Source organism: Pseudomonas sp. NBRC 111133 (genome assembly GCF_001320605.1).
Lineage (GTDB): Bacteria > Pseudomonadota > Gammaproteobacteria > Pseudomonadales > Pseudomonadaceae > Aquipseudomonas > Aquipseudomonas monteilii.
The window spans coordinates 1-12,211 of sequence record NZ_BCBJ01000106.1 but is presented as its reverse complement, the minus strand read 5'-3'; the positions used below and the strand labels follow the sequence as shown (position 1 = coordinate 12,211).

General features: G+C 61.8%; 12 protein-coding genes. 7 read left to right on the top strand and 5 right to left on the bottom strand.

Annotated elements, in window-relative coordinates; genetic code table 11:
- Positions 1 to 15: 15 nt before the first annotated feature.
- From APH36_RS24140 to APH36_RS24130, 4 genes are all read left to right on the top strand, one after another.
- Positions 16 to 420: a MarR family winged helix-turn-helix transcriptional regulator gene (locus APH36_RS24140; RefSeq protein WP_060500766.1), complete on the top strand. Its 405-nt coding sequence runs from the start codon at positions 16 to 18 to the stop codon at positions 418 to 420.
- Positions 421 to 484: 64 nt separating this feature from the next.
- Positions 485 to 1,687, top strand: a complete 1,203-nt coding sequence (locus APH36_RS24135; RefSeq protein WP_060500764.1) for an MFS transporter — start codon at positions 485 to 487, stop codon at positions 1,685 to 1,687.
- Positions 1,684 to 1,806, top strand: a complete 123-nt coding sequence (locus APH36_RS32815; RefSeq protein ID WP_256219344.1) for a hypothetical protein — start codon at positions 1,684 to 1,686, stop codon at positions 1,804 to 1,806. Before APH36_RS24135 ends, APH36_RS32815 begins: the two co-directional genes overlap by 4 nt.
- 46 nt (positions 1,807 to 1,852) lie before the next feature.
- Positions 1,853 to 2,404, top strand: a complete 552-nt coding sequence (locus APH36_RS24130; protein ID WP_019099289.1) for a glutathione peroxidase — start codon at positions 1,853 to 1,855, stop codon at positions 2,402 to 2,404.
- Between the two features lie 395 nt (positions 2,405 to 2,799).
- On the opposite strand, the gene APH36_RS24125 is transcribed toward APH36_RS24130, so the two are convergent.
- The gene (locus APH36_RS24125) at positions 2,800 to 3,060 is read right to left on the bottom strand and encodes a DUF2798 domain-containing protein (RefSeq protein WP_060500762.1); all 261 of its coding nucleotides are present in this window, start codon (positions 3,058 to 3,060) and stop codon (positions 2,800 to 2,802) included.
- Between the two features lie 113 nt (positions 3,061 to 3,173).
- Here APH36_RS24125 and APH36_RS24120 point away from each other — a divergent pair, with 113 nt between their 5' ends.
- Positions 3,174 to 4,103 (top strand): LysR family transcriptional regulator, encoded by a 930-nt coding sequence (locus APH36_RS24120; protein ID WP_060500760.1) that lies wholly within the window; start codon positions 3,174 to 3,176, stop codon positions 4,101 to 4,103.
- Between the two features lie 42 nt (positions 4,104 to 4,145).
- Here APH36_RS24120 and APH36_RS24115 read toward each other — a convergent pair whose 3' ends face one another.
- The 3 genes from APH36_RS24115 to APH36_RS24105 form a co-directional block, all read right to left on the bottom strand.
- Positions 4,146 to 5,423 carry an OmpP1/FadL family transporter gene (locus tag APH36_RS24115; RefSeq protein ID WP_060500758.1) on the bottom strand — a complete coding sequence of 426 codons (1,278 nt, stop codon included), beginning with the start codon at positions 5,421 to 5,423 and terminating at the stop codon, positions 4,146 to 4,148.
- A gap of 147 nt (positions 5,424 to 5,570) precedes the next feature.
- On the bottom strand, positions 5,571 to 6,053 hold the full coding sequence (locus tag APH36_RS24110; protein WP_060500756.1) for a hypothetical protein: 483 nt from the start codon (positions 6,051 to 6,053) through the stop codon (positions 5,571 to 5,573).
- A gap of 249 nt (positions 6,054 to 6,302) precedes the next feature.
- The gene (locus APH36_RS24105; RefSeq protein ID WP_016715487.1) at positions 6,303 to 6,527 is read right to left on the bottom strand and encodes a hypothetical protein; all 225 of its coding nucleotides are present in this window, start codon (positions 6,525 to 6,527) and stop codon (positions 6,303 to 6,305) included.
- Between the two features lie 950 nt (positions 6,528 to 7,477).
- Between APH36_RS24105 and APH36_RS24100 the strand changes: the two genes are divergently transcribed.
- Both APH36_RS24100 and rmuC read left to right on the top strand, forming a co-directional pair.
- Positions 7,478 to 7,891 carry a tetratricopeptide repeat protein gene (locus APH36_RS24100; protein WP_060500754.1) on the top strand — a complete coding sequence of 138 codons (414 nt, stop codon included), beginning with the start codon at positions 7,478 to 7,480 and terminating at the stop codon, positions 7,889 to 7,891.
- A 193-nt stretch (positions 7,892 to 8,084) separates the two neighbouring features.
- Positions 8,085 to 9,455: a DNA recombination protein RmuC gene (gene rmuC / locus APH36_RS24095; RefSeq protein ID WP_164525269.1), complete on the top strand. Its 1,371-nt coding sequence runs from the start codon at positions 8,085 to 8,087 to the stop codon at positions 9,453 to 9,455.
- Here rmuC and APH36_RS24090 read toward each other — a convergent pair.
- The coding region (locus tag APH36_RS24090) for a NahK/ErcS family hybrid sensor histidine kinase/response regulator (RefSeq protein ID WP_060500750.1) at positions 9,427 to 12,211 on the bottom strand (2,785 nt) is incomplete at its 5' end. The genes rmuC and APH36_RS24090 overlap by 29 nt on opposite strands.

Genomic DNA, 12,211 nt, shown 5'->3' with positions numbered 1-12,211 from the left:
TATATACACGTATCCATGCTGACCAGTGAATGCATCTGTACCCATCTACGTCGCGCTGCCCGTGGGGTGAGCCGGCATTACGACGAAGCGCTTGCCGGCTTCGGGGTCAATGTCGCCCAGTTTTCCCTGTTACGCCATCTGCAGCGGCTTGACCGCCCCAGCATCACGACCCTGGCCGAAGCGATGGGCCTGGAGCGCAGCACCCTGGGCCGCAACCTGCGGGTGCTTGAGGCCGAGGGGCTGTTGGCCCTGGTGGATGGCGATGACCAACGCAATCGTGTAGTGCTGCTCACCGAAGCGGGTAAGCAGCTATTGTGTGACGCCCATCCCGCCTGGGAGCAGGCTCAAACGGAGCTGGTGGAGCGACTGGGGGCAGGGCAGCGGGATGAGCTGGTGCGTTTGCTGGGCCAACTCGCCTGATTTGATACGACTATAAGCGGGTATATACCCGTAAAAACCTTGCGATGTGCTGGAGATAACGACAATGACTTCGGTGTGGCGAACCAGCGGTTGGGTATTGGTGGGGGCGGCGTTGATCCTGGCGCTTTCCTTGGGTGTGCGCCATGGCTTTGGCCTGTTCCTGGCGCCGATGAGCGCCGACTTTGGCTGGGGGCGTGAGGTGTTCGCCTTTGCCATTGCCTTGCAGAACCTGATCTGGGGGCTGGCGCAACCGTTCGCCGGTGCCTTGGCCGACCGTTTGGGCGCGGCGCGGGTGGTGATCATCGGCGGCATTCTCTACGCCGTTGGCTTGATACTCATGGGTATGGCCGACTCTGCCTGGTCGTTGTCGCTCAGTGCCGGCTTGCTGATAGGCATCGGCCTGTCCGGTACATCGTTCTCAGTCATCCTTGGCGTGGTCGGGCGTGCTGTGCCTGCCGAGAAGCGCAGTATGGCGATGGGGATCGCCAGCGCTGCCGGTTCGTTTGGCCAGTTCGCCATGCTGCCCGGCACCTTGGGCCTGATCCAGTGGTTGGGTTGGTCGGCGGCGTTGCTGGTGTTGGGCGTGATGGTGGCGTTTATCGTGCCCTTCGTCGGCCTGCTGCGCGACCGTCCGCTGGCCAGCCATGGCGCGGAGCAGACACTGGGCCAGGCACTGCGCGAGGCGTGCTCGCATTCCGGCTTCTGGTTGCTGGCGCTGGGCTTTTTCGTCTGCGGCTTCCAGGTGGTGTTCATTGGTGTACACCTGCCGGCCTACCTGGTGGACCAGCACCTGGCTGCGACCACCGGTACCACGGTGCTGGCGTTGGTCGGCCTGTTCAATATCGTGGGTACTTTCACCGCTGGCTGGCTGGGTGGTCGCATGTCCAAGCCGCGCCTGCTGACCGGGCTTTACTTGCTACGTGCGGTGGTGATCCTGCTGTTCCTGTGGGCGCCGGTGAGCGAGTTCAGTGCTTACCTGTTCGGCATCGCCATGGGCCTGCTGTGGCTGTCTACGGTGCCGCTGACCAATGGCACCGTGGCGACGGTGTTCGGGGTGCGCAACCTGTCCATGCTCGGCGGTATCGTCTTCCTGTTCCACCAGCTGGGCGCCTTCCTGGGGGGCTGGTTGGGTGGGGTGGTGTATGACCGCACTGGCAGCTACGACCTGGTCTGGCAGATTTCCATCCTGCTCAGCCTGCTGGCTGCCGCCCTTAACTGGCCGGTGCGCGAGCGTCCGGTTGCCCGCTTGCAGGCCCAGGCCGCATGAACCGCTACCTGGCCCGTGGGCTGCTGGCCCTTGCTGCTTTGGCGCTGTTGGTGCTGGTGTGGTGGGGCTGGCATCAGGGAGGGATGGCGTTGATGCAACTGGGCATGGGTGTTTGTTAGGCGCTACCCTGCAAGCTCAAGGATTGTCTTGTGGGAGTAACGAATCATGCGTGCACATTGGTTGATGGTGCCGGTGCTGGCCCTGCTTGCCAGCACATCGAGCTGGGCTGCCGATTGCCCGGCCGTGTTGCAGGGTAGCCTGCCGGAATTGCGTGGGAAGGGTCAGGTCGACCTGTGCCAGCGCTTTGCGGGCAAGCCGCTGGTGGTGGTCAACACCGCCAGCTATTGCGGTTTTGCGCCGCAGTTCGAGGGGCTTGAGGCGACGTACAAGGAGTATCACGAGCAAGGCCTGGAAATGCTGGGCGTGCCGTCCAATGACTTCAAGCAGGAAGACGCCGACAGCGAGAAGACCGCCAAGGTTTGCTATGCCAACTACGGTGTCACTTTCACCATGACCAAGACGCAGCCGGTACGGGGCAAGGATGCGATACCACTGTTCGCTGAGTTGGCCAGCCAGAGCAGTGCGCCGAAGTGGAATTTCTACAAGTACGTGGTGGACCGTAAGGGTAAGGTGATTGGCAATTTCTCCAGCTTGACCAAACCGGATGACCCGGCGTTCAGGGCTGCTATCGAGAAGGCCATCGCTTCGCAGCAGTGATGCGGTTTGCTGACTTTGCTTGATGCTGAGGGCTGATAGCGAGAAGCGAAACAGCGCTGGTTCTTGTATTGCGCAAAGTCCATTTGCTTTGGCGACGCGGACTCACCTTTTCGCCCTTACGGCGAGTCACTTTTTGTCAAACGCGACAAAAAGTAACCAAAAAACGCTGCGCTCCTGTCATCCGGCCCCTGCGCTGCGCTCCGGGGTTCCCTCACTCCGGCCTTGCTCCCGGGAGGACCGCGCTGCAGGCCCCACCATCCTGGGGCCCAGCGCTTGACGGGCATCCATGCCCGTCACCTCCCTCCGCAAGGCCTGCGTTCGGCCTCCTGAAGTCGCAAAGATCAAGATCAAGATCAAGATCAAGAGCGGGGAGTCCGTCTGGTTCTCGGGCTACTTCAATTCGCATGCACCGTAATTGCCACCAGCCGCACCACTACCGGCCTCACCATCAACACACATACAAACGCCACTGGCATTGCCAATTGATAGGCCTTCAGCACATTGCTCAGGTATTCCGGGTTAACCCCGGCATTGGCCGCTGTGATCACGAAGCACATCAGCAGTGCCATGATCGACGACATGTAAAAGGCGAAAACGTAAGGCGTGGCGCCCGGGTGTAATTTGCGTCGGCTGCGCGACTGGGACAGGTTGCTCATGCGAACTCCTGAAAGGTGAGTGGAGGCGCAGGTTAGCAATGCATGCGCCTGCACCTGTAGACCCGCAGGATTGAGTTCTTTATAAAGAGATTCTTACGAATCCAGGGGCTCAAATGGACCTGCTCAACACCATCCGCAGCTTCATCAAGGTTGTCGAAGCCGGCAGCATTGCGGCTGGCGCCCGCAATCTGGGGCTCAGCCCGGCAGCGGTCAGCCAGAACCTGGCTCGGCTGGAGGGCCACTTGCAGGTGCGACTGCTCAGCCGCACCACACGCAGCATGGCTGTGACACCCGCTGGCGCCCAGTATTACGAGCGTGTGAAGCACATCGAACGTGACTTGGCGCTGGCTGAACAGGCGGTCACTACACCAGACAGCGAGCCCCAAGGGCGGCTCTGCATTGCCTCGACTTCCGCCTTCGGTCGCCACGTCCTGGCGCCGCTGATACCCGCCTTCAGTGCCCGCTACCCGTTGCTTTCGATAGAGTTGGTAACGACTGATCGCCGGGTGAATCATGCCCGTGAAGACGTCGACGTGAGCCTGCGGATTGCCCCTCAGCTGGAAGACCAGCTAATGGCCCGGCACATTGCGCGTATCCCGTTCATCTGCTGCGCCTCACCCGGTTACCTGCAAAGCGCCGGCGTACCCGTCACGCCTGAGGCCCTGCGCGAGCACCGCTGCCTGGTGTTTCGCTATCCGGTGGACGGGCGCTTTCTGCGCTGGGGCTTCATGCGCGACGGCCTGCGCTTCGAGGCGGAGTTCGGCAGCGTATTGATCAGCGATGACATCGATGCCCTGACCCAGATGGCCCTGCACGACGGTGGCATCACCCGCCTGGCCGAGTTCATCGTGCGGCCTCACCTGGCCTCCGGCGCGCTGGTGCCCTTGTTTGAATACAGCGACAGCGGCCAAGCCTACGCCCAGACCGAGCCAATGGATATCTACTTGTGCCTGGCCGACCGTTTTGCCATGACCACCAAGGTACGCGTGTTCATGGATTATCTGCGCGAGTGCCTGGGTGACAGTTGGCAGGTGCAGGCATGAAAAAACCGCCACGAGGGCGGTTTTTTGTGTGTCGCGTACGAATCAGAAGCGGTAGGTGAGCGAAGCACCGATACCGTGAGCGCTGTTCTCGTACTTGGCCTGGTAGCTGCCCTTGGTTGCACTCGCCAGATTGACCTTGGTGTCTTCTTCCCACAGGTAGGAATAGGCCACGTCGATGGTCATGTCGTCGTTCGGGCTCCAGCCGGCACCCAGGCTGAACACTTTGCGGTCGCCAGTCGGGATACGTGGCGAACGGTCGTGGTTGTTGGTCGGCGACTGGTCGACGGTGAAGCCGGTACGCAGTACCCACTCCTTGTTGACCTTGTAAGACGCACCAATGGCGTGGGCCCAGGTGTCATGCCAGTTCTGTTCTTCGGTGATGGTGCCGAATAGCGCACCAGCTGCACCGCCGGACAGTTGGGCAGGCAGATCGTTGTTTACAGTGATGTCTTTCAGCCTGCTCCAGCGTGTCCAAGTACTGCCGGCGTACAAAGTCCACTGATCATCAAGTTCATGCGTGACCGAAAGGTCGACAGATTCAGGGGTCTTGATTTTCAGCGATGCATCGAATTTGCTGCCGCTGAAAGACTGTAGCAGTGGTGTACTTACCCGGGTTTTACCCTCAAGTTTGTAGTCAACCATCGAGTGATAGGTCAAGCCGATACGGGTCCGGTCGGTGGCCTGAACCAAAACACCGATGTTATAGCCTACGGCGGTATCGTCACCTTTGATTTTAACTTCCCCGTCCCTACCGCCTAGTGCAGCTGGGGTTGCCAGGTTAGAGCCCAGCTCACCCTTGATGCGGTTGATGGTAGGGCCGAAGCCGATCGAGACCTTGTCGTTGAAGGCATAGCTGACAGTCGGCTGGAAGGTGACAACCTCGACGTGGCTCTTCTTGCCCCAGTAGCGTGCGGCGTCATCGCTGCCGTAGTCGGTTACCAGGCCGAACGGTACGTAAACACCGAAGCCGACGCTCCAGTGGTCGTCGATCGGCTTGACGTAGTAACCCATCGGTACGCCAACGAAAGGCACCATGTCACCATCGGTTTCCCCCCCGAGGTTGCTGCCCGGGCCCGAGATGTCGGACTTGGCGATGACGGCAGCGCCGCCCACGGTGAATTGTTCACGTTTGAGGCGGGACATGCCTGCCGGGTTGCCAAACACGGTGCTGGCATCTTCGGCAGAAGAAGAACGTCCCGCGAAACCTGTCCCCATGCTGCTGATGCTCTGTTCGTTGAGCGCGAAGCCGCTGGCGAGCAGTTGGCTGGAAGCAAGAGCAACGGCTACGCCGAGGGAGGTTTTGAGCATTACTTTTTTCATTATTAGAAAACTCCTTGGGATCTCCGGGGCGAAACGCTACCAACAAATCACGCGCCGCGCCATAGTCTCAATCGCAGAAGATAGAGCGGTTTTGTAGGACAATCCGACCACAATTCCCTTTTTTCCGGTAATTTTGTAGGGCGTGTCTTACGATGCCTGTGGCAATCTCTGATCGATGCAGGTGTGCCAGGCTGAGGTGAAGTCGCGCAGGCGACCTTGGGGGTTGAATACCTGTCGCCAGATTCGTGCCAGCGCCAACAGGTCATCTGCGGCGGGCAGCGTTGTGGCCTGTTCTTCGACGAGCATCCAGGCAATGGCGGTGGAGTAGCGCAGGTTGACGGTGAGCTCCAGGTGCGGCCCGCCAAGGAAGGCGTGCTGGCTGGCCAGACCGCGGACCAGGCTGGCCAGGTCGGGATCCCGAGCCAGGTAGTCGTCCCAGAGCGCCTGATGGCGGTGTTCGCCAATGCGGTAAAGGCCGTGCCCACGTCGGTCGTGCAAAGCGGACCCGAGTGCCGATTGGCTGGCGGCGATGCCCAGCAACAAGGCCTCGGCGCTGGCGCAGTGACGGTTCAGGTAGACCAGGGTGGGTCGGATCACATACTGACACAATTCATTCGCCGCGATACCCATGATGCCCTCGAGCAGATAAGGGCCGGACGGGCGCTGGAGCTTGGCAGCTGGTGAATGATCAGGCCCGCCGGAAGCGGTAAGGACCGCTCGAGTTGAAGTGTAGTGTGATAATCGTGGTGTAAAGAGCTGTTTTTAAATCGTTTGCTGCCTGACGTACCGGGCTATATGCCCTAAGGCAATTACGTCGGGAATGTTCAGGCAGACTGGCGATGGGGAGATTCAGCGCTTGAATACCGCAGTATTCGCCGCTCACGCGGTAAGCGATTGGCGAGTACGGGCAATGACCGCCTGCAGCGGCTCGCTACGGCTGTACTGTTCCGGGTACAGGCGCTCGGTGTGGCAGGCGACGCCGTGTTCGTCTACCAGGGTGAAGCTGAAGCTGCCCTTGCGTGGGGCAACGATAAGGCACTTCAACGGCGAGAAGGCCTGGGAGAGGGTGCCAATGGCAGCCTGAATTTGATGATGAGTATGCATATTGTTGGAGGTTCCTGCTTTAAACACGGGGGTTATGATCCGTGCATGATAGAAACGTTCCAGTGACGCCTTTATTAAGGGACGAACGAACCTGACTGGAACAGGGCAGCCAGAGGGGGCGCAATCAAAGGTGGGCGCTTGGGCTGACTGGTAGGTACTTCGGAAGGCAGGCAGCACGCCGGGGCCAAGGTTCTAGGCCGTCGGGGTGGAATCCTGATCAATCTGTCACGTGATTCGTGCTTGAGCAGCCTGAGGCTGGCGAGGGAATCATCGATTGGGCCGGTCCTGCTTTCAGCAGCGCCACTCTTGGGAGGAGGGGGTTTGCAAGGACGCTTGCGGCCAGAATTGACTTTCAGCTTGGTACTAACAAGGCGCACCTTACTGGAAATGCAGGCGCTTGGCAAGCACTACGTTCGTTCAGGTTAGCCGCGCAGTATGGCGCGTATTTGCGTTGCTGTGAAGAGGGGGCAAATGGCCCGTATCCGGGCGGATGTGCCCATTTCGTGCACCCGAAGGGAGGTTTATGGTGCACTTGTTCACATTCGGGGCAGCGGTTGTAACAGCCCGGCAACACGCATCGACAGCCTCGCCAATGCCTTGACTGCGCGGTTAAGTCAATGAAAAAAAACACTATTTTTAGCTGGTGAAAAAATCGTCAGTTTGACACAAAGCCCCAATTTACGGGGCTTTGCGGTGTGTGCAAGGGGGTTGTCCACCGAGTTATCCACAGGAACTGTGGATTGTCCCGAGCGCTTGCTCTAGGACGGGCGTGCTAGCAAAGGCGTGAACTGTCCGACAATCGACATGCCTCGACAGACTGCTTGGTCATCCCCTCGTAAACGTCAAGAAAATATCATTTAAATTTTTTTCAATTCTCCAGAAATGGACAGGCCGGGGCGGTAAAAAAAGAGTAGAGTGGCGCGCCTTTCGAGTTGCCAAACCTGTTACTCATGAAGTTCCGCAGCAAACACCTCGCCAGCCCCGCGGCATCGACGCCTCCCCCCAAACGCTTTTCACTGAAAGTTGCCTTGTGGTTGCTCGACAGCCCGCGCCTGGGTGACAAGCCCCAGGTCAAGCACTTGGCCGGGCGCCTGCTGAAACAGCCGGCGCGCCAGGGCGTGGTGGTCGCACAAAGCCGCCTGGGGCAGATGCTGTGCCGTGATTGCGGCAATGCCCGTGACCGGCGGATTGGCCATGAACTGCTGCGTCAGGCCGCCCGCGCCGGTGATCGGCGGGCGCAACTGGAATATGCACGGTTGTGTCAGCACAGCGAGCCGGAGCAGGCGCGGTACTGGCTGGAACTGGCGGCGGGGCAGGGGTCACAGGAGGCGCGGCGGTTGCTGCGCCAGTGGTTCTCGGGCTGAGCACTCGAGCTGCAACAGGCAACACGCCCGCTGGGCTGATAAGCTGCGCATCAATCATCCAGGATCGTTCGGGGTAAGCATGACAGTGGATCTGGCCAGCATTCTGCTGGGCTTGGTGGCAGGCGCGTTACCTTGCCTGGGGTGGGTCATGCAGGTGCAGCGCCGCCAGGGCGCGCGGCAAGGTGAGCAGGCGTTGCTTGAAGAACGCCTCAACGCTGCCCAGCTGGCACAGGCTGGCCTGCAAGCGCAGCTGGAGGCGAGCCGCGACGAAGTCAGCGACCTCAGCGAAGCCAACACCGTCAAGCAGACCCAACTAGCCGCCCAGGGCCGTGAGCTGGAACTGTTGCAAGTCGACCGCGACAATGCCCGCGATGCCGCCCACGCCTGGAGCCTGGAGCGCGCCAACCGGGAGGCCGAACTGCGCCGCCTGGAGGCCCAGACCGCACGCCTGGAGGCCGAGCTGCGCGAGCAGCAGGAAAGCCATCAGCAACGCCTCGAAGACCTGCAGGAAGCGCGCGATACCCTGCGCGCCCAGTTCGCCGACATGGCCACCAAGATCTTCGACGAGCGTGAGCAGCGCTTCGCCCAGACCAGCCAGCAGCATCTGGGCCAGTTGCTCGACCCGCTCAAGGAGCGTATTCATGCCTTCGAAAAGCGCGTGGAAGAAAGCTACCAGCAAGAGGCCCGCGAGCGCTTCTCGCTAGGCAAGGAGCTGGAGCGCCTGCAACAGCTCAACCTGCGCTTGTCGGACGAGGCCACCAACCTCACTCAGGCCTTGAAGGGCCAGAAAACCCAAGGCAACTGGGGTGAGCTGATTCTTGAGCGGGTGCTGGAGCATGCGGGCCTGGAAAAGGGCCGCGAGTACCAGACCCAGGTCAGCCTGAAAAGTGCCGACGGCGAGCGTTTCCAGCCCGATGTGCTGATCATGCTGCCCGGCGACAAGCAGGTGGTGGTGGACGCCAAGGTCAGCCTCACGGCGTACCAGCAGTTCGTCGCCGGCAACGACGAGGCCGCGCTCAAGCAGCACGTGCAATCGCTGCGCAGCCACGTCAAAGGCCTGTCGAGCAAGGATTACAATCGCCTCGAAGGCCTGCACAGCCTGGATTTCGTGCTGCTGTTCGTGCCCATCGAGGCGGCCTTCTCGGCAGCCTTGCAGGCTGAGCCCAACCTGTTCCAGGAAGCATTCGACCGGCAAATCGTGATTGTCAGCCCCACCACCTTGCTGGCGACCCTGCGGGTAATCGACAGTCTGTGGAAACAGGAGCGCCAAGGCCAGAACGCCCGCGAAATCGCCGAGCGCGCCGGTTGGCTGTACGACAAGTTCGTGTTGTTCATCCAGGACCTGGACGAGCTGGGCAGCCGCCTGCAGCAGGTGGACAAGGCCTATGCCGCTGCCCGCAACAAATTGTGCGAAGGGCGCGGCAACCTGGTCAGCCGCAGCGAACAGCTGAAACTGCTGGGCGCTCGTGCCAGCAAGAGCCTGCCGGCAGACTTGCTGGAGCGGGCGCTGTCCGACGAGGTGCCGGATGCAGCGGTTACTGAACCAGGCTCAGATGGCGGTTGAGCATGGCGCGCAGGGCCGCCGGCTTGACCGGCTTGGCCAGGTAATCCAGGCCTGATGCATGCACCATGGCGATGGTTTCCTTGCTGCCGTCGGCACTGATTACCACCCCTGGCACCGGTTCACCCAGGCGCGCGCGTAGCCAGCCCATCAGCCCGATGCCGGTCTCGCCGTCATCCAGGTGGTAGTCCACCAATGCCAGGTGCGGGCGCATGCCCTTGGCCAGCAGGGCCTCGCATTCGGCCTGGTTACGTGCGGTCCATACCTGGCAACCCCATCGGCTGAGCAGGCTGTTCATGCCGATCAGGATGCTGTCTTCGTTGTCCACGCACAGTACCTGCAGCCCGGCCAGCGGTTGGCCACCCTGTTCCACCGGGGCGCTCGGCGCCGGTGCGGGCTGGCGGGCAATCGGCACGCAGACCCGGAACACCGTGCCTTTGCCCGGCCATGAGCGTACTTCCAGCGGGTGCCCCAGCACCCGGCACAGGCCGTCGGCAATCGCCAGGCCCAGGCCAAGGCCTTTTTCGGCGCGGGTTTGGTGGCTGTCCAGGCGTTTGAACTCCTGGAAGATCACCTGCAGCTTGTCGTCGGCAATGCCCGGCCCCCGGTCCCATACTTCCAGCCAAAGGCGTTCGCCCTGGCGGCGCGCGCCCAGCAGGATAGGGCTCTTGCCATAGCGCAGGGCATTGGTGAGGAAGTTCTGCAGTACCCGGCGCAGCAGCTTCATGTCGCTGTCCACCCGCAGGCGGCTGCCACGCAGGCGGAACTCCAGGCCTTTCTCGGCCGCCAGTACCTTGAATTCTGCCCCCAGGGTGTCGAACAGTTCGTTGAGAGCAAAAGGGTTGGCATCCGGAGTGATCTTGCCGTTTTCCAGGCGCGAGATGTCTAGCAGGTCGCTGATCAGCTCTTCGGCCGAGCGTAGCGAACTGTCCATGTGCTGCACCAACTGCTGGGCCTCTTCGTTCATGCCCTCGGCCTGCTGCGACAAGGCGGCGGAGAACAGCCGGGCGGCGTTCAGCGGCTGCATCAGGTCATGGCTGACCGCAGCCAGGAAGCGGGTCTTGGACTGGCTCACCGCTTCGGCATGGCTCTTGGCTTCGGACAGCGCCTGGTTGAGCTGCGACAGCTCTTGAGTGCGCTCTGCCACCCGTTGCTCCAGGCCTTCGTTGGCGTCGCGCAGGGCCTGCTCGGCCTCGCGGAACGGTGTGATGTCGGTGAAGCTCATGACAAAGCCGCCGCCCGGCATCGGGTTGCCGATCAGCTCGATCACCCGGCCATTGGGGAACAGCCGTTCGGAGGAGTGCGCACGGCCCTGGCGCATCCAGTGCAGGCGCCGCGCCACATGCACCTGGGCTTCGCCCGGGCCGCACAGACCGCGCTCGGCGTTGTAGCGGATGATGTCGGCAATGGGCCGGCCCACGCTGATCAGGCCGTCGGGGTAGTTGAACAGCTCCAGGTAGCGCCGGTTCCAGGCCACCAGGTGCAGGTTCTGGTCGACCACGCTGATGCCTTGGTTGATGTTCTCGATGGCGCCTTGCAGCAGGGCACGGTTGAACTGCAGCACTTCGCTGGCTTCGTCGGCGATGCGCACCACATCTTCCAGCTGCATGTCGCGGCCTTCGATGGCGGCCTTGACCACGGCGCGGGTCGACGAGGTGCCCAGTACCCCGGCCAGCAGGCGTTCAGTGTGCTCGATCCAGTCGCCGTCGGCGTTCTGGTTGGGGTTGAAGCCCTTGCCCTGGCGGTAGGCGAAGCGGATGAAGCTCTGGCGTGCACGCTCTTCACCCACAAAGCGCGAGGCGAGGGTCAGCAGGTCGTCGATCTGCACCGCCAGCAGCGGCTTGCTGCTGGGCCGCGCGGTTTGCTGGCCAATGAAGCGGCCGGCCTGCCAGTGCTCGGACACCCGCGTGCGCGAAAGCACCGAGACCCAGGCAAACAGGGTGAAGTTGCCCGCCAATGACAACACCACGCCCTGGGTCAGCGGGCTGATTGGCAGGTCCAACGGGTTGCCGTGCAGCCACGCCAGCCCCGGGAACAGTTGCAGCGGCCAGCCGAGGCTATGGGCGGCGATCGGCAGCACCAAGGTGTAGAACCACAGGAAGATACCTGCGGCCAGGCCGGCGAACACGCCGCGGCGGTTGGCCTGCTTCCAGTACAGCGCGCCAAGCATGGCCGGGGTGAGCTGGGTCACGGCGGCAAAGGCGATCTGGCCGATGGTCGCAAGGCTCGCGGTGGACCCCAGCAAGCGGTAGCTGACGTAGGCCAGCAACAGGATCACCACGATGGTTACCCGGCGCACCGAGAGCATCCAGTGGCGGAACGCCTCGAACGGCCGCTCGGCGTTGTTGCGGCGCAGCAGCCAGGGCAGCAGCATGTCGTTGGACACCATGGTCGACAGTGCCACGGCTTCGACGATGACCATGCCGGTGGCCGCCGAAGCACCGCCAATGAACGCCAACAGGGCCAGGCTCGGGTGCGCCTCGGCCAGTGGCAGGCTGATGACGAACGAGTCGGAAATCACCGTGCCCGGCAGCAACATCTGCCCGGCCAAGGCAATCGGCACCACGAACAGCGCGGCCAGTGCCAGGTACATCGGGAACACCCAGCGCGCCAGGCGCATGTCCTGGGGTTCGATGTTCTCTACCACGGTGACATGGAACTGCCGCGGCAGGCAGATGATCGCCATCATCGCCACGGCGGTTTGCACCACCATTGATGGCCAGTTGATGGTTTCTTGCCAATAGTCCTGCAAGTGGATC